We start from the raw sequence: 23,141 nt of genomic DNA, 5'->3' as shown, positions 1-23,141 counted from the left end.
GGGCCTTCTCGCCAGATCAGCCCCGCTCAACCTCCGCTGGTGATGCTGCACGGCATGGTATGCCGCGCGATCAGCTGTTCCGTCCCTCCGCCCAGGCGCAAGCCCCTGCGCGCGCAGCGTTTCCGCGCGAAACGCGGCGACATGACGCAACTGAAAATTGTCCCAATCTGAATCATGACGTAGCGTTCTATTAAGATTTATATCGTATTAAATGGCGGTAAGAACTGATTAAAACTACTTTTACCGCCTGTTAACGACTAGGACTACCGCAGATGAATGAAAGAAATTCGATCATTCTGCCAGTAGACAGCAGGATCAGCGCCAGCCGCGCGCAATATGACGCCTTGCGCATCGCCTTCGCCGGGGCTGGCGACATCGCGATCGATGCCACGCAAGTACAGCAGGCCGACATCACCTGCCTGCAGCTCCTGGCCTCAGCGTTGAAGACCGCCCGGGCCAAGCAAAGGCGCCTCGATATCTCCGCGATCTCGCCGCCCCTGCAAGACGCGCTGGCGCGGGCCGGGCTGCAACTTCCATCCGCCAATTCCTAGACCATGCGAGCTTGAGGGGGCAGCCATGGCCAATGTGCTGACAGTCGACGATTCGCCCAGTATTCGCCAGATGATCAAGCTGGTGCTGGCGCCCGAGGGCCATAACGTCGCCGAGGCCGCAGACGGCGCCGCCGGCCTTGCCGTCGGCAAGACGCAGAAATTCGACCTCGTCATCACCGACCTCAACATGCCCGTGATGAACGGCATGGAGATGATCAGGGCGATGCGGGCGCTGCCCGCCTTCGTCGGCGTTCCCATCGTCTTCCTCACCACCGAATCCGACGATTCCGTGAAGCAGGAGGCCAAGGCCGCCGGCGCCACCGGCTGGATCACCAAGCCGTTCAAGCCCGAGCAGCTTCTCGCTGTGGTCGCCAAGCTGGTGCGCGCCTGATGGAACTCGATCCCACCGAGACCTTCCGCCAGGAAGCCGCCGAGCTGCTCGACAGCCTCGAACTCGCGCTGCTCGACCTGAGCCAGACGCCGCAGGACCGCGAGCTGATCGACACCGCCTTCCGCGCCCTGCACACCATCAAGGGCTCGGGCGCCATGTTCGGCTTCGAGCAGGTCGCAGCCTTCACCCACGACTTCGAGACCGCCTTCGACCTGATCCGCAAGGGCGAGATCGAGGCCAACCGCGACATCGTCTCGGTGGCGCTTGCCGCCAAGGACTATATCCGCGCGCTGATCGAGGATCCGAGCAGCACCGACGCGATCATCGGCGAGGCCATTTTGGACGACCTCAAGCGCTTCGTCAGCGTGCCGGACGCGCCCGGTGCAGCGAGCTCGGCCGCTCCGGCCGCGGGCGTCGCCACCAACCAGACCGGCTGGCGCATCGGCATCGCCTACGAGCCCGACATCCTGCGCAACGGCACCAACCCTCTCGCCTTGCTCGACGACCTGCGCGCGCTCGGCCCCTGCGCGGTTCTCGCCAACCTCGACAACGTCCCTGAACTCGACGCGCTCGATCCGGAGACCTGCCTCGTCACCTGGGACGTCCTGCTGACCAGCGATTGCGGCGTCGACGCGATCGAGGACGTCTTCATGTTCGTCCGCGACGAGATGAAGCTCACGATCGAGCCGGTTCTCGCCGATGGCGGGCTGCTGGAGGAAGCTCTCCCGCCGGAGGCGATCGTCATGGCGCCCCCGGCCGCGGCCGCGGTCGCGCCGAAAGCAGCGCCCGCTCCCGAGCCTGTCACCGAAAAAGTCGAGTTCAACCGCCGCGCCGAGGACAAGACCTCAACCGTGCGCGTCCAGGCCGAGCGCCTGGACGAGCTGATGGACCGCGTCGGCGAGCTCGTCATCGCCCAGGCCCGGCTGAGCCAGCTCGCCCATTCCGGCAGCGACATCGCCATCAAGGCGATCGCCGAGGAGATCGAGCGTCTCGCCTCCGGCCTGCGTGACTCGACCATGGGCGTGCGCATGGTGCCGATGGGCTCGCTCTTCGGCCGCTTCCGCCGCCTCGTCCACGACCTCTCGCGCGACCTCGCCAAGCCGGTCGAGTTCGTCACGGTCGGCGAGGACACCGAGCTCGACAAGACCATGATCGAGCGCCTGGCCGATCCGTTGGTCCACCTCATCCGCAACGCCATCGACCATGGCATCGAAGGCCCCGAGCAGCGCGCCGGCACCGCCAAGGATGCGACCGGCCGCATCGAACTCGCCGCCCGCTATGTCGGCGCGCAGGTGCTGGTCACCGTGACCGATGACGGCGCCGGGCTCGACGCCGCCCGCATCCGGGCCAAGGCCGAGGAGCAGGGCCTGCTCGCGCCGGGCGCCGCGATGAGCGACCAGGACATCTACCAGTTCCTGTTCCATCCCGGCTTCTCGACGGCCAAGACGATCTCGACCCTGTCGGGCCGCGGCGTCGGCATGGACGTGGTCAAACGCACCATCGAATCCCTGCGCGGCTCGATCGAGCTCTCGACCCGGCCCGGTAACGGCACCACGGTGACGCTGCGCCTGCCGCTGACGCTCGCCATCATCGAGGGCCTGCTCACCCGCGTCGGCGACGGCCGCTACATCATCCCGCTCTCGGCCGTCGAGGAATGCGTCGAGCTCACCGCGGCGGACGATGCCCGGGCGCGCGGCCGCAACTTCCTCAACGTGCGCGGCGACCTCGTGCCCTTCCTGCGCCTGCGCGACCTGTTCGACGCCGAAGGCGAGGCCGACCAGCACCAGAAGATCATCATCACCTCGAAGGGCGACACCCGCATCGGCCTCGTCGTCGACCAGATCATCGGCAGCCACCAGACCGTGATCAAGTCGCTCTCCAAGCTGCACGCGGACGTCACGATGTTCTCCGGCGCCACCATCCTCGGCGATGGCTCGGCCGCACTGATCCTCGACGTCGCCCAGCTCGTCACCCTCGGCCAGGCCAAGGCCGAAAGCGAAAAGCCGGCGGAGGCTGCCTGATGGACGCGATTCAGACGCAAGCCGGCGCAGCCGTCGCCGACGCCATGCAGGTCGTGATGGTCGGACTCGGCAGCGAGATCTTCGCGCTCGAAGCCGGGCTGGTGCGCGAGATCATCGACCCCGTGCCGACCACCAAGGTCGCCGGCGCGCGCGCCTTCCTGCCCTCGCTGATCAACGTGCGCGGCAACGTCGTGCCGCTCGCCGACATACGCGTGCGCTTCGGCATGCCGCACCGGCCTGAGACCGCCGACACCCGCATCGTCGTGATCGACATCGAGATCGACGGCGACCCGGTCACCGTCGGGATCATCGCCGACAAGGTCTACGAAGTCACCGAGATCTCCAGGGCCCAGACCCAGCAGACGCCGCGCCTGGGCATGCACTGGAAGCCTGAATTCGTCCACTTCATCACCAAGTGGAACGACGAGTTCGTCATTGTTCCGAACATGGAACAGATCCTGAATTGATGCGGCAGGGCGCTGTACCAGCCGGATATCCTCGCGTTGTGTTTTTGGGGGCTAACATGAGACTTACGATCAAAGCCAAGCTTGCTGGCGCCTTCGGCGTCATCATCTCCCTGCTGATGGTTGCCGGTGGGGTCGCCTATGTGAAGATGTCGGACCTCGCCGAGGATACGCAGGAGGTCGCGGCGCTGGCCTCGCGCCAGGACATGGCCAACAGCCTGAAGGCTTCGCTGCTGCAGATCGTCCGCACCGAGAAGAACATCATCCTCGCCGAGGACGATGCCGAGATCGAGAAGCTCGCCGCCGACATCCAGGGCCAGCGCGTCACCTACCGCAAGCAGCGCGACGAGCTGCTGGCCGTGATCACGACCCCCGAGGGGCGCCGGATCATGGAGAAGTTCAACCTGGCCGACGAGCGCCAGACCAAGGTCCGCGACGAGCTGATCAAGTTCGCCCGCACCAATTCGAGCAACCGCGCCCGCATCCTGATGCTCGCCGACGGCCGCACCGCCTTCCAGGCGGCCGAGACCGCCGTCGGCCGCGTCGTCGCCGATACCAGCCGCGAGAACTCGGTCGCGGCGCAGGCGATCCAGCTCAAGCTCGCCAACCTCTGGGGCGAGGTGAACATCGCGCTCGCCTCCAACGCGCTGGAGGAGCTGGAGCGCCGCACCAAGACCGCCGGCGACCTGCTCGCCGACCTGCGCAAGGCGGTCACGGCGCAAGCCGGCCTGCCGGTCGCGCTGACCGACGCCGTCGAGCAATATGCCAAGGCGCTCGACCGCGTCGTCCAGCTCAACGGCCAGGGCGGCAACCTGCGCGCCGAGGCACTTTCCGAGGGCGAGGGCCGCATGGCCGTCGTCGACGCCAACGCCGCGCTCGACGAGTATATCGGCCTCGCCAAGGACCGCGTCACCGCCTCGGTCGCCTCGGCCCGCTCGCAGAGCGAGACCGCCAAGATGGTGCTGCTCGGCATCGTCATCGGCTCGATCCTCTTCGCCATTGCCGCCGCGACCTGGATCGCCCTCAACATCAGCCGCGGTCTCGCCAGCGCCGTCGGCCTAGCCAACGCCGTTGCGATCGGCGACCTCAGCAAGACCATCGAGGTCAAGAGCAAGGACGAGATCGGCGACCTTGTCGCCGCGCTGACCGCGATGACGGCCAACCTCAACGCCACCGCAGCCGTCGCCGACTCGATCTCGAACGGCGACCTGACGGTCGACGCCAAGCGCCTCTCCGACAAGGACCGGCTCGGCATCGCGCTGGAGAACATGCTGGAGAAGCTGCGCACCATCGTGGCGCAGGCGACGAGCGCGGCCCAGAACGTCTCGGCCGGCAGCCAGGAGCTCTCGGCCAGCGCCGAGCAGCTCTCGCAGGGCTCGACCGAACAGGCCGCGTCCACCGAGGAGGCCTCCTCCTCGATGGAGGAGATGGCCGCCAACGTGAAGCAGAACGCCGAGAACGCCAGCCAGACCGAGAAGATCGCCTCGCAATCGGCCAAGGACGCCGAGGCCAGCGGCGTCGCCGTCGGCCGCGCGGTGGAAGCGATGCAGACCATCGCCGCCAAGATCAACATCGTCCAGGAGATCGCCCGCCAGACCGACCTGCTCGCCCTCAACGCCGCTGTCGAGGCGGCCCGGGCCGGCGAGCACGGCAAGGGCTTCGCGGTGGTCGCCTCCGAGGTGCGCAAGCTCGCCGAGCGCAGCCAGGCTGCCGCGGCCGAGATCGGCACGCTCTCGGTCGACACGGTCAAGGTCGCGCAGGAGGCCGGCGCCATGCTCGGCAAGCTGGTGCCCGACATCAAGAAGACCGCCGAGCTGGTCGAGGAGATCACCGCCGCCTGCCGCGAGCAGGATGTCGGCTCCTCGCAGATCAACCAGGCGATCCAGCAGCTCGACAAGGTGACCCAGCAGAACGCCGCGGCTTCAGAGCAGGTCTCGGCGACCTCCGAGGAGCTGGCGACCCAGGCCGAGCAGCTCCAGGCCACCATCGCCTTCTTCAAGCTCGACACCGCCTCGAACCAGAACCTGCGCACGGCCCCGATCGACGGCGCCGTCAAGCAGCTCCGCGCCAAGGCGAGCAGCATGGCCAGCGTCAGCCAGCCGAAGCGGGCCGCGATCCTGAAGCCCTCGCGCCCGGCCAAGGCGGCGAATGGCGGCTTCGCCTTCGACCTCGACGAGGGCGGCGACCAGCACGACGCCGACTTCCGCCGCGCCTGATCCGGATCGCTCCGGCCTCGCTCTCGGGCGAGGCCGGAGCAGCATCACGTCCCGCCTGTCTCTCCCGCGCCATCGGAGCCCGTCATGGCCGACACCGCCCAATACCTGACGCTCGGCATCGACCGCGAGCTCTTCGGCATCGACATCCGCTACGTCCGCGAGATTTTGGACATGCGCCCGATCGCGCATCTGCCGCACGCGCCGGCCTTCCTGCTTGGGATGATCGACGTCCGCGGCGCCGGCTATCCGATCGTCGACCTGCGCACCAAGCTCGGCCTGCCCCGCGTCGACCCGACGGAGGCGACCCGCATCATCATCCTCGACGTGCCGCTGAACGGCCGCACGCAGGGCGTCGGCTTCGTCGCCGACCGGGTCTTCGAGGTCACCGGGCTCGACGACGACGCGACCGAGCCGGCCCCCGACGTCGGCGGCCGCTGGCAGTCGAACTACATCGCCGGCATCGGCCGCAAGGGCGAGGCCTTCATCGTGATCTTCGATCTGGAGCGCCTGATGGCCTCGGACGACGCCCCCCTGCTCGCGGCCGCAGCCGCTTGACCAACCGGACAGAGCCGATGTCGGATCCGCTTGGTCACTTGAGTGACCGCTATTTCAAGGCCGTAGCCGAAGTCATCGAAACCCGCGTCGGCATCAGGCTGCCGCTGACCAAGCGCACCATGGTCGAGGGCCGCCTGCGCAAGCGCGTCCGCGCCCTCAACCTCGCCGACCTCAACGATTACGGCGCGCATCTCTTCGAGCGCGGCCATCTCCAGGACGAGCTGATCCACCTGATCGACTGCGTCACCACCAACAAGACCGACTTCTTCCGCGAGCCCAGCCATTTCGACTTCCTGCGCAACGTGGCTGTCCCGACGCTGGTCGCGAGCCAGCGCCGCCGGCCGGCGAACCTGAAGATCTGGAGCGCCGCCTGCTCGACCGGGCCGGAGGTCTACACGCTCGCCATGGTGCTGCAGGACATGGTCGCGGCCGGCGCCGCCATGCGCTTCTCGATCCTTGGCACCGACATCTCGACCGAGGCCCTGCAGGAGGCGCGCACCGCGATCTACTCGCGCGCCGTCATCGAGCCCGTCCCGGCCGGCATGAAGCAGCGCTATGTCATGTGCGCCCGCGATCCAGGCCGCGACATCGCCCGCATCGCCCCGGAGCTGCGCCGCATGACGCAGTTCGCCCGGCTGAACCTGATGGACGAGCAATATCCGTTCGACCGCGACGTCGACGTGATCTTCTGCCGCAACGTCCTGATCTATTTCGACAAGCCGACGCAGCAGGCGGTGATCGGCCGCCTGATCTCGCATCTGCGGCCCGGCGGCTACCTGCTGCTCGGCCATTCCGAGTCGATGGCCGGCAGCGGCATCCCGGGGTTGCGCCAGGTCCTGCCGACCATATTCCAGGCCGACGCGGCCAAGCTGGGGAGGACAGCCGCATGACGAAGAAGCCCTTGCGCGTCTTGATCGTCGACGACTCGGCCTCCGTCCGCCAGGTCCTGACCGCGATCCTCAGCGACGACCCCGAGATCGAGGTGATGGGCGCCGCCTCCGACGCCTATTCCGCCGCCCGCAAGCTCCAGGTCGAGCTGCCCGACGTGATGATCCTCGACATCGAAATGCCGGGCATGGACGGGCTGACCTTCCTGCGCAAGATCATGGCGCAGCGGCCGATCCCGGTGATCATCTGCTCGACCCTGACCGAGGCCGGCTCGCGCGCCCTCTTCGACGCGCTGGAGGCCGGCGCCTTCGACATCGTGCCCAAGCCGCGCGTCGACACCCGCAACGCGCTGCTCGAATCCGCCGACCGGCTGCGCCAATGCGTCAAGGCGGCGGCGAGCGCCCGCCTGCGCAAGCGCGAGCCGCGCGCCGCCGTCGAGAAGAAGCTCACCGCCGACGTGATCATGCCACCGCCGGTGACCACCCGCATCCGGCCGGCCACCGCCCGCATCGTCTGCATCGGCATCTCCACCGGCGGCACCGAGACCTTGCGCGAGGTGCTCGAAGTCCTGCCGGTGCACAGCCCCGGCATCGTCATCGTCCAGCACATGCCGGAGAAGTTCACCGCCGCCTTCGCCAGCCGGCTCGACCGCATCTGCGCCTTGGAGATCAAGGAGGCGGCCGATGGCGACGACGTCCAGAGCGGCCGCGTCCTGATCGCGCCCGGCAACCGCCACATGCTGCTGCAGCGCACCGGCACGCGCTACCATGTCGCGATCAAGGACGGCCCGCCGGTCTCGCGCCATCGCCCCTCGGTCGACGTGCTCTTCCGCTCGGCCGCGCAATATGCCGGCGCCAACGCGCTCGGCATCATCATGACCGGCATGGGCGATGACGGCGCCCGCGGCCTGCTCGAAATGCGCAAGGCCGGCGCCAGGACATTGGCGCAGGACGAGGAGAGCAGCGTCGTCTTCGGCATGCCCAAGGAGGCGATCGAGCGCGGCGCCGTCGAGAAGATCGTCTCGCTGGGGCGCGTGCCCCAGGAGATCATGGCCTGGGCACATCCGCCTGCCGGGCATCATGCCCCAGAACCAGCCAGAAGCGCATAGGGAACCGGACCATGAGCAACGACATGCTGAACCGGCTCACGACCTCGCTGTCGGACGGCGCCCGCCAGATCGACCAGACCTTCGCCGGCGTCGGCGACCGGCTCGGCCGCGGCCTCTCGATCTTCGACGCGCTGAACCAGAGCCTGACCGCGCTCTCCGGCGAACTCGCCGGCAGCGACATGGAGGCGGCGCGCGACGCGCTGCTCGGCCTTGCCGGCGACCTGCGCACCCTCAGCGAGGGCCTGCCGCACGAGACCCGCACCCTGCACGACATCGCGACCCATAGCAGCGAGGCCTCGCAGGCGCTCGAGCGGCTGCTGGAGCATATGCGGCTGATCGCGATCCTCGCCCGCAGCGCCCGCATCGAGGCCGTCTCGGTCCAGTCCAACCAGCGCGATTTCGGCGACTTCACCAACGAGATCGTCGCGCTGACCGACAAGGCCAAGCGCACCGTCGAGAACTGCGCCCGCGACCACGGCCACCTTGCCGACATGCTCGACTCCGCGCTGGTCCGCCAGCGCGCCTTCGAGACGCACTATTGCGGCGCGCTACTGGCGCTCGCCGGCAAGCTGGAGCACTCGCTCGACCATCTTGCCGAGCGCGGCCACAAGAGCGCGGCCCTGACGAAGGACGCGGCCGCCCATTCCCGCAAGATCTCCACTGCCGTCGGCGGCGCCATCATCGCGCTGCAATCGGGCGACGGCATCCGGCAAAGGCTGGAGCATTCGCTGGCGGCTCTGCGGCTGGCCATCAGCCTCGCGGCCCCGGGCCGCGACTATTCCGAGGCCGACCGCACCGCGCTCGCCGCCGTGCTGCGCGCCCTGCAGGCGGCGCAGCTGGGCGAGACGGCGGCGGCGCTGAAGACAGACATCGCGCCGATCGACGCGACCTTGCAGGTGCTCGCCGACGATACCGGCACGATGCTCGATCTCGGCCACTCGCTCTATGGCGGCGAGGACGCCTCCTCCGCCTCCTTCCTCCAGGAGCTGGAGGCGGAGCTCGCCCAGGCTGCCGACCTGATCCGCAAGTGCGATGCCGCGCGCAGCGTCGTCGACCAGGTCACCGTGGCGCTGACCGGCCTGCTCGCGCAGTTCGAGCAGACCGTGGCGGCACTCTCGAACACGGTGCGCGACATCGTCCTGATCGGCATGAACGCCGGCCTGCGCGCCGCCCGGCTCGGCTCGGAAGGGCGCGGCCTCGTCGTGATCTCGCAGGAGCTCAAGACCGCCGCCAACCAGATCGCGGTCGATGCCGGCAAGTTGACGCCGGCCTTCAGCGCCATGCAGCACGCCTCCTCCGGCCTGAAGCAGCGCGACGGGCGCGGCTCCTCCGAACTCAACGCGCTGGCCTCGACGATGCGGCACTCGCTCGACCAGATGAAGCAGAGCGGCGCGCGCCTCGGCGCCACGCTCGACCAGCTCGCCCGCGACGGCGCCGAGTTCGGCAGCATCATCCACGAGGCCCGGCTGATGTTCTCCAACGCCGCCGCGACGAGCGACGTCATCACTGGAGCCGCCGGCCTGCTCGACGAGCGGGTCCCGCGCGCGCTGCTGGCGCAGGCCGATGCCGGCGTGGTCGCAACGGCGCTGCGCGAGCAGGTCTGGCCGAGCTATACGATGGCGGCGGAGCGCACGATCCACGGCAACATCCTGCGCGAGTGCGGCATCGCGAACGAGGTCGCGCAACCGGCGAAGGCCGCCAAGGCCGCGCTCGACGACGTGCTGTTCTAGCGGGCCGCCCTCCCTTCTCCCCCTGCGGGAGAAGGTGGCTCGGCGAAGCCGAGACGGATGAGGGGTCGCGCAACACGTCCAATGCCGGCGGATGGCATGTTCCGCCATCGGGTAGGGCAGCGCGACCCCTCATCCGTCAGCGCTTCGCGCTGCCACCTTCCCCCGCAAGGGGGGAAGGGACACACCGCGACGCCGCATCCTAAGGCAAGTTCTCCCGCAAAAAAATCTCCGTCCGCGGCCGCTCGACGCCCTGCGAGGCCGGCCTCCCGGCCCGCAGGTTGGCGAAAATCGAGATGCAGTCCATCAGCGTCGCCTGCGGGTTCTGGGTGATGACCGCGTCCATCGCGCCCTCGACCAGCAGCGCCCGCGTCTCGGCCGTCAGGCCGTGGCCGACGAAGACGACCTCGTTTTGCCGGCCCGCCTCCTTCAGCGCCCGGGCGATGCCCTCCGGCCCACCGCCGATATTGTAGATGCCGGCGAGGTCGGGATGCTGCGCCAGCAGCATCTTGGTCTGGCGGTAGTTGCGCGCCTCCTCGTCATGGCCTTCGCGCAGGCCGACGACCTCGATCGCCGGGAACAGCTCCTGGAACAGGTGCAGGAAGCCCATCTCCCGCTCCTCATGGGCGCGGTAGCTCAGGCTGCCGGCGATCATCGCGACCTTGGCCGGCTTCGAGCCGATGAAGCGGGCGATGAGGTAGCCCGCCGTGCGCCCGGCCGAGCGGTTGTCCAGGCCGACATAGGCCACGCGCCTGGTGTTGGCGACGTCGGAGATCAGCGTCACAGCGGGAATGCCGCGCTCGGCCAGCAAGTCGACCGCCTCGCGCACCGTCGGATGCTCCAGCGCCATGAAGGCGACGCCGTCGACGTCGCGCCCGACCTTCCTGAGGTGCTGGGCGAGCAGTTCGGGCTTGAAGCTCTCGATATAGTCGACGCGGGCCCGCATGTTGACCTCAGCGAACCTGTCTTGCGCGGCGCCGATCATACGGCCGAGCATCGAGACGTAGCTGTTCGGGCTCGCCGGCAGCAGAAAGCCGATGCGCACCGGCTTCACCGCCGCCGCCGCGCGGTCATTGGCATCGACGAGATAATCGAGGTCGGCCGCCGCCCTGAGGACGCGCTGCATCGTCGCGAGCCTCACGCCGGGACGCCTGTTCAGGGCGCGGTCGGCCGTCGCCGTCGAGACGCCGGCACGGGCAGCGACATCGGCAAGCCGGGGGAGAGTGCGGGTGGACCGCTCGACCTCATCAGAAGACATCAGAAATTACCGATTCGAACCTCTAGCCGGAGCAGATCATATCGCGCATCGCGGCAAAGCCGACCTGCGACCCAGGTGGATCTTCACGCCACTTCTTGCGGTCAATCTGCGGCCGAGCCAGCGTTGCGTCAACACGGGCCGCGCCATCACCGATTCTCAATATCACCCCAATATCCCAAAAGACATCAAATTACATCACTATTTCTGATTGCCCACACCATCGCCCCGTTATTATGGTCCTCGAAACGCACAGCTAAGCGTCAAGAAAAGAGACAGGGGAGGAGCTGGTGTCCGATGGTCTTGCAGGCCGCCTCAACGGCAAGGTCGCGATCGTTTTCGGCGCGGGCTCGATCGGCGAAGGCTGGGGCAACGGCAAGGCCGCCGCCGTCGCCTATGCGCGGGCTGGCGCCAAAGTCATCGCCGTCGACCTCAACGAGGCCGCAGCCGCGACGACCCGGGACATCATCGCCTCCGAAGGCTTCGAGGCCATCGCGGTCACGGCCAACACCACCAGCCTCGCCGACGTCCAGCGCAGCGTCGACGCCGCCGTGCAGGCCTATGGCCGGATCGATATCCTCCACAACAATGTCGGCATCACCTCGCAGGGCGGGCCTGTCGAGACCAGCGAAGAGGTCTGGGACCGCGTCATGGCCGTCAACGTCAAGAGCATGTTCCTGACCTGCAAGGCGGTCTTGCCGGTGATGGACGCGCAGGGGCGCGGCGCGATCGTCAATATCGGCGCGCTCGGCGGCGTGCGCTGGACGGGCTACGCCTATTGCGCCTATGCGGCGAGCAAGGGCGCGGTCAACAGCCTGACCCAGAGCGTGGCGCTGCAATACGCGCCCAGGGGGATCCGGGCCAACTGCATCCTGCCCGGCGTGATGGACACGCCGCATATCTACAAGCAGATCTCCGGCTTCTACGACAATCGCGACGCGATGGTCGAAGCCCGCAACAAGATGTCGCCGACCGGCCGGATGGGCGACGGCTGGGACGTCGCCTACGCGGCCGTGTTCTTGGCCAGCGACGAAGCGAAATACATCAACGGCGTCGAGCTGCTCGTCGATGGCGGCATGCACGCACGCTGCAACTGACGGGAAAACGGTAGCCCACGGCTCTCTTCGAGAGAACCATTCTTCAATTGAAAGAAATTGCCAGCAAGGCAATGCATCCAGCGAGGGAACGCACATGACCAGGACCACACGTCGTCGCTTTCTGCAGCAGCTTTCCGCCGCGCCCGCCGCCGGGCTCGTCCTCGGCATGCCGCGGATCGCGCACGCAGCCCCCGAGATTTCGCTCAAATACGGCAACAACCTGCCGCTCAGCCACCCGATGAACGTGCGCGCCGCCGAGGCGGCCGAGCGCGTCGCCCGCGAGAGCAAAGGGCGCCTGGAGGTGAAGATCTTCCCGAACAACCAGCTCGGCGGCGACACCGACATGCTGGGCCAGGTCCGCAATGGCGGCATCGACATGTTCACGGCCGGAACGCTGGTCATCGCCACGGTGGCGCCGATCAGCGCGATCACGGGCGTGGGCTTCGCCTTCAACGACTATGCGCAGGTCTGGAAGGCGGTCGACGGGCCTCTCGGAAACCAGATCCGCGCGGCCTTCGCCAAGATCGGCCTCCACACCTTCGAGAAGATGTGGGACAACGGCTTCCGCCAGATCACGACGAGCAACCGCCCCATCGCCGCGGCGGCCGATCTCAATGGGCTCAAGATCCGTGTGCCGGTCAGCCCGATGGGGATCGCGATGTTCAAGGGGCTCGGCGCTGCGCCGACCAGCCTGCAGTTCAGCGAGGTCTATTCGGCCCTGCAGACCAAGGTGGTCGACGCGCAGGAGAACCCGCTCGCCATCGTCCAGACCGCCAAGCTCTACGAGGTCCAGAAATACTGCTCCCAGACCAACCATAGCTGGGACGGCTATCACTTCCTGTTCAACGCCCGCAGCTGGAACGGCTTGCCTGACGACCTGAAGACGATCCTGTCCACCGCCTTCAACGAGGCGGGCCTCCAGCAGCGCGACGACGTCCGCAAGCTGAACGAAGGCCTGCAGGGCGAGCTGACCTCGAAGGGGCTGGCCTTCAACCCGGCCGCGCCCGACAGCTTCCGCGCGCAGTTGCAGAAGGCCGGCTACTACAGCGAATGGAAGGGCAAGTTCGGGGCGGAATCCTGGGCCCAGCTCGAGAGCGCAGCCGGTCAGGTGCTCTGATGGCTGCGGGCCATCACATCTCGGCCGACAGCGCGACGCCTCCCCCCGCCGGCTGGCGGGGGGGCATAGCGCGCCCGGCGCGCTGGCTGGACCTGCTGCTCGAGGCTGTCGCCGCCATTCTGGTGCTGGCCGAAGTCGTCATCCTGCTGACGAACATCATCGCGCGCTACGTCTTCAATGCGCCGATCGTCTGGTCGGACGAGCTGGCCGGCATCCTCTTCCTGTGGCTGTCGATGATCGGCACGGCCGTGGCCTTCAGCCGCAACCAGCACATGCGCATGACGGCGTTCGTCGCAAGCAGTTCGCCCCGGACGCGGGCCTTCCTCGAGATGCTCGCGCTCGCGGTCGCCCTCGCCTTCCTGCTCATGATCGTCTACCCGGCCATCGAGTACGCGGCCGACGAGGCGATCGTCGTCACGCCGGCGCTCGAGATCAGCAATGCCTGGCGCGCCTCGGCGCTGCCGGTCGGCGTCGGCCTGATGTTGCTCATCAGCCTGCGCCGGGTGCTGGAAAGCCCCTTTCCCCGGGCCATCCTGGCCGCACTCGCGACGGTCCTCGTCATTTGCGTCGCCTTCTGGCTGCTCGGCCCCGTGCTGAAGCCCCTCGGCAAGCTCAACCTGGTCGTCTTCTTCGTCTTCGTGGTCGGCTTCTGCGTGGCCGCCGGGGTTCCGATCGCCTTCTCCTTCGCGATCTCGACCTTCGGCTTCCTCGCGCTGACGACCCGGACGCCCATGGTCGTCCTGGCCGGGCGCATGGACGAGGGCATGTCGCACCTCATCCTCCTCGCAGTCCCGCTCTTCATCTTCCTCGGCCTGCTGATCGAGATGACGGGCATGGCCCGCGCGATGGTGCAATTCCTCGCGAGCCTGCTCGGGCACGTGCGCGGCGGGCTCTCCTACGTCCTGATCGGCGCGATGTATCTCGTCTCCGGCATTTCCGGTTCGAAGGCGGCCGACATGGCGGCGATCGCCCCGGTGCTGTTCCCGGAGATGAAGGCGCGCGGCGCCAAGCCGGGCGATCTGGTCGCGCTGCTGGCGACGACCGGCGCGCAGACCGAGACCATTCCCCCCTCGATCGTCCTCATCACCGTCGGCTCCGTCACCGGCGTCTCGATCGCGGCGCTGTTCACCGGTGGCCTCCTGCCCGGCGTGGTGCTCGGGCTCGCGCTTTGCGGCGTCGTCTGGTGGCGCAACCGCGACGAGGACCTCTCGAGCGTGCGGCGCGCCAAGAGCCACGAGATCTGGGGCAGCTTCGTCTACGCGCTGCCGGCGTTGGCGCTGCCCTTCGTGATCAGGGCGACCGTCGTCGAAGGCGTGGCGACGGCGACCGAGGTCTCCACCATCGGCATCGCCTATTCGGCGATCGTCGGCGCCCTGATCTACCGCGTCGGCGACATCAGGCGGCTCTGGCCGATGCTGGTCGAGACGGCGGCCCTGTCGGGCGCGATCATCTTCATCATCGGCACCGCGACCGGAATGGCCTGGGGCCTGACGCAATCGGGCTTCGCGCAGGACCTGGCGCGGGCGATGGCCGCCCTGCCCGGCGGGAAATACACCTTCATCGCGGTCTCGCTCGTCGCCTTCGTCATCCTCGGCAGCGTGCTGGAGGGCATTCCCGCCATCGTGCTCTTCGGCCCGCTGATGTTCCCGATCGCCAAGGCGGTCGGCGTGCACGAGGTGCATTATGCGATGGTCGTGGTGCTCGCCATGGGCGTCGGCCTGTTCGCGCCGCCCTTCGGCGTCGGCTACTACACCGCCTGCGCGATCGGCAAGGTCGATCCGACCGAAGGCATCGGGCCGATCTGGGGCTACATGCTCGCCCTCATCATCGGGCTCATCGTGGTCGCCGTCGTGCCGTGGATCTCCATCGGCTTCCTCTAGAGCATCGGACCGAAAAGTGGAATCCGGTTTTCGGAAAATCCGATGCAATAACAAAAGCCTAGATCGCCACTTTGCGTCCGATAGGACGCACGTCGATCTAGTTCTGCCCCCTTCAAGCGCGAGGCATTCGCCATGAGCCGATTCTTTGGCCAGATCCGTCAGGCCGGCTATGTCGTCCCCGATATCGAGGCGGCGATGGACTACTGGAGCCGCGTGCTCGGCGTCGGGCCGTTCTTCTACAATCCGAAGGTCCCGATCAGGAACTACCGCTACAAGGGCGAGGCCTACGAGCCGCATAACTCGGTGGCGCTGGCCAATTCCGGCCCGCTCCAGGTCGAGCTGATCCAGTGCCGCAATGCCGTGCCGTCCATGTACAAGGACTTCACCGATGCCGGCCATAGCGGCCTCCAGCACGTCGCCTACTGGACCGATGATTACGACGCCGATCTCGAACGCCTGACCAGGCAGGGCTTCAAGTCGGTGATGAGCGGCGAGGTCGGCGAGCGCGGCCGCTTCGTCTATTTCGATACCTACTATCACCCGGGCACCGTGATCGAGCTCTCCGAGGTCACCGGCCCCAAGGGCGAGATGTTCCGCCTGATCCGCGAGGCGTCCGAGACCTGGGACGGCAAGGACCCGGTTCGCCCCTTCCCCGACCTCAGCAAGCTCTGAGGCGATCATGGCCGGCGAGCGTTTCGAAGCCACCTACCTGATCGAGACCCCGCTCGACCCGGCGAAGGTCGCCGAGGTGATGGCGGGCGAGCAGTCCAGCGGCACCTTCACCCGCGTCGCCGGCGAGACCGACGAGCTGCGCCAGCGCACGAGGGCCACCGTCACCAGCGTCGCCATGCTGGAGACCGTCGACCAGCCAAGCCTCCCCAACGCCTGGCTCGCCCGCAAGGGTGTCGCCGGGCCATGGCGCCGGGCGCGCGTGGCGATCTCCTTCCCGGTCGACAATGTCGGCGCCAACCTCGCGACGCTGGCCTCGATCGTCGCCGGCAACCTCTACGATCTCGGCGAGGTCACGGGTCTCAGGCTCGACACGATCAGCCTGCCCTGGTCCTTCCGCCGACGCTTCGCCATGCCGAGCCAGGGCATTGCCGGCACGCGCAGGCTGACCGGCGTTACTAACGGGCCGATGGTCGGCTCGATCATCAAGCCGAATGTCGGCCTGAGCAGCGAGGAGACCGCCGCGCTCGTCGCGCGCCTCTGCGAAGCCGGGCTCGACTTCATCAAGGATGACGAGATCTCGGCCGATCCGGTCCATGCCCCGCTGGCCCAGCGTATTCCGGCCGTGATGAACGTGGTGCGCCGCCATCAGGACAAGACCGGCAAGGCGGTGATGATCGCCTTCAACATCACCGACGAGACCGACGCGATGCGCCGCCATGCCGACCTCGTCGCACGCGAGGGCGGGACCTGCGTGATGGCGAGCCTGAACTGGTGCGGCTTCTCGGCCGTCGAGACCCTGCGCCGCTCGACCGACCTCGCCCTGCACGGCCACCGCAACGGCTTTGGCGCGTTCTCGCGCCACCCGATGCTCGGCATCTCATTCCCCGCCTATCAGGTGCTCTGGCGCCTTGCCGGCGTCGACCACATGCATGTCCATGGCCTGCAGGGGAAATTCGCGCAGGAGGACGAGGAGGTCGTGTCCTCCGCCCAGGATTGCGTGACGCCGCTGACCGACGGGGCCGATGACCGCGTCCTGCCTGCCTTCTCCTCCGGCCAATGGGCGGGAACGGCTCAAGCCACCTGGGACGCGATCGGCCATGCCGACCTGCTCTTCATGGCTGGCGGCGGCATCCTGGCTCATCCCGGCGGGCCGGCAGCCGGCGTCGCCAGCATCCGCCAGGCCTGGGCGGCGGTCGCCTCGGGCACCAAGCTGGAGCAGGCCGCAACGGCCCATCCCGAGCTGCGCCAGGCGCTCGACTTCTTCGGCAAGGTGGCGGGCTGACCGCGATGGAACGCACCTCGCCGCGCTATGGCTGGTATGGCGACGACTTCACCGGCGCCACCGACACGCTGGCGACGCTCGCCGAGCGCGATTTCCGCGCCCTGCTCTTCCTCCGCATCCCGACGCAGGCGCAGCTTGCCGCCGCCGGGCCACTCGACGCCATCGGCATTGCCGGCGCGACCCGCGCCATGGCGCCCGGCGCCATGGCCATGGAGCTCAGGGAGGCCGGACGCTTCTTCGCCGGGCTCGGCCTCGACATCCTGCACTACAAATGCTGCTCGACCTTCGACAGCGCGCCGCATGTCGGCAGCCTCGGCGCCGCGGCAAGGGCGCTGCGTCCGCATTTCCCGAACCCGCTGCTGCCGATCGTCGGCGGCCAGCCCAATCTCGGCCGCTACTGCCTGTTCGGCAACCTCTTCGCCTCGGCGGGAGCCGGCGGCGAGGTCCACCGCATCGACCGCCACCCGACGATGAGCCTCCATCCGGTCACGCCGATGGCCGAGGCGGATCTGCGCCTGCATCTCAAGGCGCAGGGGCTGGAGCGCGTCGCGCTCATCGACTACCGCGCCTATGAGGAGGGCGATGTCGCCGCCACTCTGGCGGAGAGCCTCGCCGCTCGGCCCGACGCCGTGCTGATGGACGTCTCCCGCTGCGCCGATCTCCCAGTGATCGGCAGGCTGCTCTGGCAACACGCAGCGGGAGGCCCGATGCTGGCCATCGGCCCGAGCAGCGTCGCCCAGGCCCTCGCGACCTCCTGGCCGCGCAACGCCGATGCGGATATCGGCGCTTCCGCTGGACAGGCGCCTCGGCCCGACGGCCCGATCCTCGCCCTCGTTGGCAGCCTCTCTCCGGTGACGCGCGCGCAGGTCGAAGCCGCCAGCGGCTTCCTGCGCATCGATATCGATGTCGGGAGATTGCGCGGCGAGCCCGCCTATGCCGAAGCGCTGAAGCGGGAGACGCAGCAGCACCTCAAGGAGCGCCACGTCATGCTGGTGACCGAGCGTCCCGCCCAGTCGGCAGGCGCGACCGAGAGCGTCGCGGCCGGGACGGGCGCGCTGCTGCGCGCGATCGTCACCGGGGTGCGGCTCTCGCGGCTAATCGTTTGCGGCGGCGACACCTCGAGCCTCGCGATCAAGGCGCTCGACCTCTGGGGCCTGTCCTATCGTGCGCCGATGGTTCCGGGCGCCCCGCTCTGCCGCGCCCATAGCGACGATATCAGACTCGACGGCATCGACATCGTGCTCAAGGGCGGCCAGATGGGCCCGCCCGATTTCTTTGCGCGGGCCGAAGCGCGCGACTGAGCCGAAGCGACCCCGTCAGGCCGTGCACTCCGCGCTGCTGCCGCCCCCGATGAGCAACTCGGCATGCGCCCCGTTTTGGACGATCGTGCCGACGAAGGTCGCGCCGCGCGTCGTGTAATGCGTGATCAAGAGGTCGACCGTCAGCCCGTCGGCGCAGACCAGCTTGAGCCGGTCGGGCGAAAAGGCGGGGTCGATCTGCTCGAGCTCGCCCAGGAGCTTGCCGTGGCAGAGCCCGTCCGCGGCAGGCGGCGTGAGCTCATAGGTCAACGGAATATGCGTCCCACTGCGCAGCACGATTGTCCCATGATGGGTCATCGTCTCGATCCTTCTGGCTGATCGGAACCGGCAGCCTAGCGAGGCTGATTCTTGTCGTTCGGAATTCTCGCCCAGGCCCCGGCGGCCGATCCAAACTGCGCGCCTGTCGCAGGCAACGCATCACTTCATGCCTGCAGGTTAGCCCACTCCACGGCGCTTAACGAGGCTTATCGGAGTGGGTCAGCGGCATCGCCAGCCCCCATGACGCAATTGACGCTGGCGCCGCCCATGGAGCAAAATGAGCAAAAGGAACAAATGAGTGATTGCTACATTGTGGCGCAATGAGCTATATACGCTGAATGAGTAAGTTAACTTCGGCAAAGCAAGGGTGAAGGGATGACGGAGCAGACGTCGAAAGGCCGCGACCTCGCACGCGGTGAGCGCCTCCAGATCATGCTCAGCGAGAACGAACTCCTGGCGCTCGACGATTTCCGGTTCTCGAACCGGATGCCGAGCCGCGCCGCCTCCGTGCGGGAGTTGCTGCGGCGCGGCCTGGTCGCGGAAGGCTACGCGATTACGCCCGGCGCCAGATCCGGCGATTATGGCGTGATCGGCAAGGATGGCGCCCAGCTGGACGAATGACGCATGCCGCGGGCGGCCTCAGGGCCGGGCGCGCTTGGTCGCCTCCGCGATGATCCGCGACAGGTCGCTTTGCCAGAACGGCTTCGGCAGGCGCAGCATCCCCGGATCGGCACCTCCGGGCAGCTCGGCATAGCCGGTCGCCAGCACGACCGGCAGGCTCGGCCATTCCTGCTTGATGACCTCGAAGAGCTGCGCGCCCGTCATCTGCGGCATCGCATGGTCGGTGATGACGAGGTCGAAGGGCCTGCCCTGCCGCAGGGCTTCCAGCGCCTGCTTGCCGGAGGCGGCCTCGACCACCTCGTGGCCGAGATCCTCCAGCAATGCCGCGGTGTTCATCAGCACGAGCGCATCGTCGTCGACGGCGAGCACGCGCAGGCATGACGCCTGGCCCTCGGCCTGCTCCATCGCGGGAACGCGTTCGGGCAAGGCTTCGGCGACGGGCTCGGCCACCGGCAGCCAGATCGCGGCGGTCGTGCCGCGCCCCTTCTCGCTCCTCAGCACGAGCCGGCCGCCCAGTTGCTCGGCCATGCCGTGGACCATCGACAGGCCGAGCCCGGTGCCCTTGCCGACGCCCTTGGTGGTGAAGAACGGCTCGCGCGCCCGCGTCAGCGTGTCCTCGTCCATGCCCTCGCCGGCATCGGTCACCGACAGGCAGAGATAGCGGCCCGGCGGCAGGCCGGGCGAGCCCACGGCGATGGCGGGCTGCTCCCTGGCCGCAATGGTGATCGTGCCGCCGCCCGGCATCGCGTCGCGGGCATTGGTGGCGAGGTTGAGCAACGCCAGTTCGAGCTGGTTGGGGTCGGCCTGAACGGCGGCGAGCGCCAGCGGGAACTGCGTCTCGATCGCAACCAGCGGCCCGAGCGAGCGCTGCAGCAAATCGGCCATGCCCTTGACCAGGACGGGGACGTCGACCGGCTTCGGCACCAGCTCCTGCCGGCGCGCGAAGGCGAGCATGCGCTGCGTCAGCGAGATGCCGCGCTCGGCCCCCTTGACGGCGTTATCGACGAGCCCCGTCAGCTTCGGCTCGTCGGAGACATGCTTGCGCAGCAATTCCAGGCTGCCGAGCACAGCGGTCAGCAGGTTGTTGAAGTCATGCGCGACGCCGCCGGTGAGCTGGCCGATCGATTCGATCTTCTGCGTCTGGAACAGCGCCTCGCGCGCGGCTTCCAGGGCGCGCTCGGCCTCCCTGCGCTCGCTCATGTCGCGGGTGATCTTGGCGAAGCCGATGATCTGGCCGGCATCGTCGGGGATCACGTCCAGGACGATATTCGCCCAGAAGCGGCTGCCATCCTTGCGGATGCGCCAGCCCTCCTTCTCGAACTTGCCCTCGCGCCGCGCGGTTTCGAGCGCGCGTTGCGGCTCGCCTTTGGCGCGGTCCTCCTCGCTGTAGAAGGCGGAGAAATGACAGCCGATGATCTCGTCGGGGCGATAGCCCTTGATGCGCTGCGCCCCGAGGTTCCAGCTCGCCACGGTGCCGTCCGGGTCGAGCATGTAGATCGCGTAGTCGGCGACGCCCTGGACCAGCAGCTTGAACAGCTCTTCGCTGCGGCGCAGGGCCTGCTCGGCCGCCCGGCGCTCGCTCATGTCGCGGGTGATCTTGGCGTAGCCGATGATCTCCTCGCCCGGGCCGTAGATCGGGTCGATCACCACATGGGCCCAAAAGGTGGTGCCGTCCTTGCGGACGCGCCAGCCCTCGCTCTCGAACCGGCCCTCGCGCGCCGCCGTGGCGAGCGCGCGTGCCGGCAGGCCGTTGCGGCGGTCCTCCTCGGTGTAGAAGCGGGAGAAGTGCTGGCCGAGTATCTCGTGAGCCTCATAGCCTTTGAACCGGCGCGCGCCGTTGTTCCAGCTCGACACGGCTCCATCGGCATCGAGCATGTAGATGGCGTAGTCGGTCACCGCCTCGACGAGAAGGCGGTAGCGGTCGTCTCCGAATGCGATGCCGGGGCCTGCCTTGTTCATGTTGTCCGCTTCCAACTCAAGACCGGCGCCGCCACCCCCGTCACTCGCCCTGCTGCCGAAACCTCCGGCCCAGGCGAGCGCGTTGCCGAAACGCCAGGCGCTCCCCGCCTCGTCTTCGCGCATTTCGTCCCCCACGCCCAGCCCGATGCCGGCTGAACGTCAACGGCCGACCGCGACATTCGTTCCCGTCCCCGCGCCGGTCACAGCGGCCGGCGGTCGTGCTTCTCATCCCAGCTCCGCACCGCCTTCACCAGCGCGGCGTGCTCCTGCTCTTCGTCCTCGCCACGCGTGGCGTCGTCGAGGGCCGCGATGCGGCGCTTCGCCAGCTCATAATCCTCGACCGTCTCGATGGTGAAGTGCGGCGTGCCGGACTCCGTCTCCCCCGTCTTCTGCTCGATCCTGGTCTTCATGGCTCCGCGCCCCCTTCGCCCCAGCCCTGGAGTTGAGGGAATGCGCGACGGCCGCCTCTGTTCCCGGCGCCGGCACGCTCAATCGGCGCGGGAGAGCGCATCGGCGAGAGACGGCCGCCAATGCCCGTCCCGGCCGCTCGTCGCCGGGGCGGCGAGCATGGCGTTGAGCACGGCCTCCTGGGTTGCTTCGGCCGCCGCCCTGAACGGCCCGTCGATGCTGTTCTCGTTCAATGCCTGCATGGCGACGAAATCGGCCGGCTCGTGATGGGCGATGCGCCCAGCCGTGCTGAAGGCGAGCGCGATATCGCCGCTGCCATTGCCCCAGAACGCGCCGAGCCGTGCGAGGCCCGCGCCGCAGCGCCGCGCCACCCGCGTCAACTGCCGCGTCTCCATCGGGATATCGGTCGCCAGCACGATGATCACCGAGCCGCGCTCCGGCTGGCCCGCCGCGGGCGCCTCGGGCGGAACAGTCCGCCGGCCATCCGGCAGCACGAGATCCCCGGCACGGCCGAAATTTGCGAGCACCAGCACGCCCAGCGCATAGGTCTTGCCATCGAGCACGATCAGGCGCGAGGCGCTGCCGATCCCGCCCTTGAAGCCGAAGGCGCTCATGCCCGCGCCGGCGCCGACCGCGCCCTCCGCCACCGGCCCCGCCGCGGCCACATCGAGCGCCGCGAAGGCGTCGGCCTCCGTCAGGGCGCGGGCGCGGATATCGGAGAGGAAGCCATCGTTGCATTCGAGCACGAGCGGGTTGACCGTCCCGGTCTCGCGGCCGATATCCGGATTGGCCTGGAGCGCCCGCGTCACCAGCGCGTTGAAGCCGGTGCCGACCGAGAGCGTGTTGCCGAGCAGGATCGGCGTCTCGATCTGGCCGAGTTCGGCGAGCTGCATCAGCCCGGCGCTTTTGCCGAAGCCGTTGACCACCTCGACGCCGCCGCGCAACTTCCAGCGGAACAGGTCGTCGCCATGCGGCAGGATCGCGGTGAAGCCGGTCATGAGATCGCCCTCACGGAGCGTCCAGTGCCCGACGCGAACGCCGGCGACATCGGTGATCGCATTGAGCGGCCCCGGCGGCAGCGTGCCGCAGACGAGGCCGAAATCGCGGGCGCGGGCGGGCATGGCTGTGGTCTCGGTGGCTGGCGGGCAACGGCTCCGCCGCTCTGTATCGCCCCGCCGCCGAAACGCCAAAGCGGCGCGTTCCCGTTAATGCAGAAGGGCGCCCCTTGGGCGCCCTTCCTTTGTCGTTGGGTATGTGTCCGTCTCGCCTCAAGCGGCGAAGCGGAAGTCGTCTGCCGTGAGGGATGCGAGCGCGGTGTTGCTGAGGGTGAGGGCGTTGTGGTCGTCGAGCGT

The 23,141-nt window shown here is 68.1% G+C and carries 22 protein-coding genes; 17 read left to right on the top strand and 5 right to left on the bottom strand.

Features of this window, described 5'->3' with window-relative positions; genetic code table 11:
* Positions 1–272 precede the first annotated feature (272 nt).
* From DWF00_RS20340 to DWF00_RS20300, 9 genes are all read left to right on the top strand, one after another.
* Positions 273–551 (top strand): STAS domain-containing protein, encoded by a 279-nt coding sequence (locus DWF00_RS20340; RefSeq protein WP_114832396.1) that lies wholly within the window; start codon positions 273–275, stop codon positions 549–551.
* Between the two features lie 25 nt (positions 552–576).
* Positions 577–942 carry a response regulator gene (locus DWF00_RS20335; protein WP_114832395.1) on the top strand — a complete coding sequence of 122 codons (366 nt, stop codon included), beginning with the start codon at positions 577–579 and terminating at the stop codon, positions 940–942.
* The gene (locus tag DWF00_RS20330; RefSeq protein WP_114832394.1) at positions 939–2,963 is read left to right on the top strand and encodes a chemotaxis protein CheA; all 2,025 of its coding nucleotides are present in this window, start codon (positions 939–941) and stop codon (positions 2,961–2,963) included. Before DWF00_RS20335 ends, DWF00_RS20330 begins: the two co-directional genes overlap by 4 nt.
* Positions 2,963–3,430 carry a chemotaxis protein CheW gene (locus tag DWF00_RS20325; RefSeq protein ID WP_114832393.1) on the top strand — a complete coding sequence of 156 codons (468 nt, stop codon included), beginning with the start codon at positions 2,963–2,965 and terminating at the stop codon, positions 3,428–3,430. Before DWF00_RS20330 ends, DWF00_RS20325 begins: the two co-directional genes overlap by 1 nt.
* Before the next feature lie 56 nt (positions 3,431–3,486).
* The gene (locus DWF00_RS20320) at positions 3,487–5,643 is read left to right on the top strand and encodes a HAMP domain-containing methyl-accepting chemotaxis protein (protein ID WP_114832392.1); all 2,157 of its coding nucleotides are present in this window, start codon (positions 3,487–3,489) and stop codon (positions 5,641–5,643) included.
* Between the two features lie 84 nt (positions 5,644–5,727).
* Complete coding sequence (locus DWF00_RS20315; RefSeq protein ID WP_114832391.1) at positions 5,728–6,198, top strand: chemotaxis protein CheW; 471 nt, start codon at positions 5,728–5,730, stop codon at positions 6,196–6,198.
* A 17-nt stretch (positions 6,199–6,215) separates the two neighbouring features.
* Positions 6,216–7,088, top strand: coding sequence for a CheR family methyltransferase (locus tag DWF00_RS20310; RefSeq protein ID WP_114832390.1), 873 nt, complete (start codon positions 6,216–6,218; stop codon positions 7,086–7,088).
* The gene (locus tag DWF00_RS20305; protein WP_114832389.1) at positions 7,085–8,194 is read left to right on the top strand and encodes a protein-glutamate methylesterase/protein-glutamine glutaminase; all 1,110 of its coding nucleotides are present in this window, start codon (positions 7,085–7,087) and stop codon (positions 8,192–8,194) included. Before DWF00_RS20310 ends, DWF00_RS20305 begins: the two co-directional genes overlap by 4 nt.
* An 11-nt stretch (positions 8,195–8,205) precedes the next feature.
* Entirely contained in the window at positions 8,206–9,924 is a 1,719-nt protein-coding gene (locus DWF00_RS20300; protein WP_114832388.1) for a hypothetical protein, read from the top strand.
* A gap of 199 nt (positions 9,925–10,123) precedes the next feature.
* On the opposite strand, the gene DWF00_RS20295 is transcribed toward DWF00_RS20300, so the two are convergent.
* Complete coding sequence (locus tag DWF00_RS20295) at positions 10,124–11,179, bottom strand: LacI family DNA-binding transcriptional regulator (RefSeq protein ID WP_114832387.1); 1,056 nt, start codon at positions 11,177–11,179, stop codon at positions 10,124–10,126.
* On the opposite strand from DWF00_RS20295, the gene DWF00_RS29150 reads away from it, so the two are divergent.
* From DWF00_RS29150 to DWF00_RS20265, 7 genes are all read left to right on the top strand, one after another.
* Positions 11,151–11,387, top strand: a complete 237-nt coding sequence (locus DWF00_RS29150) for a hypothetical protein (RefSeq protein ID WP_147283835.1) — start codon at positions 11,151–11,153, stop codon at positions 11,385–11,387. The genes DWF00_RS20295 and DWF00_RS29150 overlap by 29 nt on opposite strands.
* A gap of 79 nt (positions 11,388–11,466) precedes the next feature.
* Positions 11,467–12,273 (top strand): SDR family NAD(P)-dependent oxidoreductase, encoded by an 807-nt coding sequence (locus DWF00_RS20290; protein ID WP_114832386.1) that lies wholly within the window; start codon positions 11,467–11,469, stop codon positions 12,271–12,273.
* A gap of 94 nt (positions 12,274–12,367) precedes the next feature.
* Complete coding sequence (locus DWF00_RS20285) at positions 12,368–13,390, top strand: TRAP transporter substrate-binding protein (protein ID WP_114832385.1); 1,023 nt, start codon at positions 12,368–12,370, stop codon at positions 13,388–13,390.
* Complete coding sequence (locus tag DWF00_RS20280) at positions 13,390–15,270, top strand: TRAP transporter large permease (protein WP_114832384.1); 1,881 nt, start codon at positions 13,390–13,392, stop codon at positions 15,268–15,270. Before DWF00_RS20285 ends, DWF00_RS20280 begins: the two co-directional genes overlap by 1 nt.
* 132 nt (positions 15,271–15,402) lie before the next feature.
* On the top strand, positions 15,403–15,942 hold the full coding sequence (locus tag DWF00_RS20275; protein ID WP_114832383.1) for a VOC family protein: 540 nt from the start codon (positions 15,403–15,405) through the stop codon (positions 15,940–15,942).
* A 7-nt stretch (positions 15,943–15,949) separates the two neighbouring features.
* Complete coding sequence (locus DWF00_RS20270; RefSeq protein WP_181832887.1) at positions 15,950–17,224, top strand: ribulose-bisphosphate carboxylase large subunit family protein; 1,275 nt, start codon at positions 15,950–15,952, stop codon at positions 17,222–17,224.
* A 5-nt stretch (positions 17,225–17,229) separates the two neighbouring features.
* A complete protein-coding gene (locus tag DWF00_RS20265; protein WP_114832381.1) occupies positions 17,230–18,525 on the top strand; it encodes a four-carbon acid sugar kinase family protein in 1,296 nt (431 codons plus the stop codon).
* A gap of 15 nt (positions 18,526–18,540) precedes the next feature.
* Here the strand turns inward: DWF00_RS20265 and DWF00_RS20260 are convergent, their stop codons facing one another.
* Positions 18,541–18,840 (bottom strand): hypothetical protein, encoded by a 300-nt coding sequence (locus DWF00_RS20260; protein ID WP_147283834.1) that lies wholly within the window; start codon positions 18,838–18,840, stop codon positions 18,541–18,543.
* Positions 18,841–19,176: 336 nt separating this feature from the next.
* Between DWF00_RS20260 and DWF00_RS20255 the strand changes: the two genes are divergently transcribed.
* Positions 19,177–19,422 (top strand): hypothetical protein, encoded by a 246-nt coding sequence (locus DWF00_RS20255; RefSeq protein WP_114832379.1) that lies wholly within the window; start codon positions 19,177–19,179, stop codon positions 19,420–19,422.
* A gap of 18 nt (positions 19,423–19,440) precedes the next feature.
* Here DWF00_RS20255 and DWF00_RS20250 read toward each other — a convergent pair whose 3' ends face one another.
* The 3 genes from DWF00_RS20250 to DWF00_RS20240 all read right to left on the bottom strand — a co-directional run bounded on the left by DWF00_RS20250 (position 19,441) and on the right by DWF00_RS20240 (position 22,910).
* The gene (locus DWF00_RS20250; protein ID WP_114832378.1) at positions 19,441–21,381 is read right to left on the bottom strand and encodes a hybrid sensor histidine kinase/response regulator; all 1,941 of its coding nucleotides are present in this window, start codon (positions 21,379–21,381) and stop codon (positions 19,441–19,443) included.
* A gap of 200 nt (positions 21,382–21,581) precedes the next feature.
* The gene (locus tag DWF00_RS20245) at positions 21,582–21,791 is read right to left on the bottom strand and encodes a hypothetical protein (RefSeq protein ID WP_114832377.1); all 210 of its coding nucleotides are present in this window, start codon (positions 21,789–21,791) and stop codon (positions 21,582–21,584) included.
* Positions 21,792–21,869: 78 nt separating this feature from the next.
* Entirely contained in the window at positions 21,870–22,910 is a 1,041-nt protein-coding gene (locus DWF00_RS20240) for a DmpA family aminopeptidase (RefSeq protein WP_114832376.1), read from the bottom strand.
* Positions 22,911–23,141: the final 231 nt, after the last annotated feature.

The organism is Allobosea caraganae (assembly GCF_003351345.1).
In the GTDB taxonomy this organism is placed as follows: domain Bacteria; phylum Pseudomonadota; class Alphaproteobacteria; order Rhizobiales; family Beijerinckiaceae; genus Allobosea; species Allobosea caraganae.
Note: the sequence above shows the minus strand (reverse complement) of the source record. Positions and strands in the feature narration are given on the sequence as shown.

Bases quoted from the DNA above. Each gene is read 5' to 3' on its own strand.
- DWF00_RS20340 (WP_114832396.1), top strand. From the start codon at position 273: ATGAATGAAAGAAATTCGATCATTCTGCCAGTAGACAGCAGGATCAGC.
- DWF00_RS20335 (WP_114832395.1), top strand. From the start codon at position 577: ATGGCCAATGTGCTGACAGTCGACGATTCGCCCAGTATTCGCCAGATG.
- DWF00_RS20325 (WP_114832393.1), top strand. From the start codon at position 2,963: ATGGACGCGATTCAGACGCAAGCCGGCGCAGCCGTCGCCGACGCCATG.
- DWF00_RS20320 (WP_114832392.1), top strand. From the start codon at position 3,487: ATGAGACTTACGATCAAAGCCAAGCTTGCTGGCGCCTTCGGCGTCATC.
- DWF00_RS20315 (WP_114832391.1), top strand. From the start codon at position 5,728: ATGGCCGACACCGCCCAATACCTGACGCTCGGCATCGACCGCGAGCTC.
- DWF00_RS20310 (WP_114832390.1), top strand. From the start codon at position 6,216: ATGTCGGATCCGCTTGGTCACTTGAGTGACCGCTATTTCAAGGCCGTA.
- DWF00_RS20305 (WP_114832389.1), top strand. From the start codon at position 7,085: ATGACGAAGAAGCCCTTGCGCGTCTTGATCGTCGACGACTCGGCCTCC.
- DWF00_RS20300 (WP_114832388.1), top strand. From the start codon at position 8,206: ATGAGCAACGACATGCTGAACCGGCTCACGACCTCGCTGTCGGACGGC.
- DWF00_RS20295 (WP_114832387.1), bottom strand. From the start codon at position 11,179: ATGTCTTCTGATGAGGTCGAGCGGTCCACCCGCACTCTCCCCCGGCTT.
- DWF00_RS20285 (WP_114832385.1), top strand. From the start codon at position 12,368: ATGACCAGGACCACACGTCGTCGCTTTCTGCAGCAGCTTTCCGCCGCG.
- DWF00_RS20280 (WP_114832384.1), top strand. From the start codon at position 13,390: ATGGCTGCGGGCCATCACATCTCGGCCGACAGCGCGACGCCTCCCCCC.
- DWF00_RS20275 (WP_114832383.1), top strand. From the start codon at position 15,403: ATGAGCCGATTCTTTGGCCAGATCCGTCAGGCCGGCTATGTCGTCCCC.
- DWF00_RS20270 (WP_181832887.1), top strand. From the start codon at position 15,950: ATGGCCGGCGAGCGTTTCGAAGCCACCTACCTGATCGAGACCCCGCTC.
- DWF00_RS20265 (WP_114832381.1), top strand. From the start codon at position 17,230: ATGGAACGCACCTCGCCGCGCTATGGCTGGTATGGCGACGACTTCACC.
- DWF00_RS20260 (WP_147283834.1), bottom strand. From the start codon at position 18,840: ATGACCCATCATGGGACAATCGTGCTGCGCAGTGGGACGCATATTCCG.
- DWF00_RS20255 (WP_114832379.1), top strand. From the start codon at position 19,177: ATGACGGAGCAGACGTCGAAAGGCCGCGACCTCGCACGCGGTGAGCGC.
- DWF00_RS20250 (WP_114832378.1), bottom strand. From the start codon at position 21,381: ATGAACAAGGCAGGCCCCGGCATCGCATTCGGAGACGACCGCTACCGC.
- DWF00_RS20245 (WP_114832377.1), bottom strand. From the start codon at position 21,791: ATGAAGACCAGGATCGAGCAGAAGACGGGGGAGACGGAGTCCGGCACG.
- DWF00_RS20240 (WP_114832376.1), bottom strand. From the start codon at position 22,910: ATGCCCGCCCGCGCCCGCGATTTCGGCCTCGTCTGCGGCACGCTGCCG.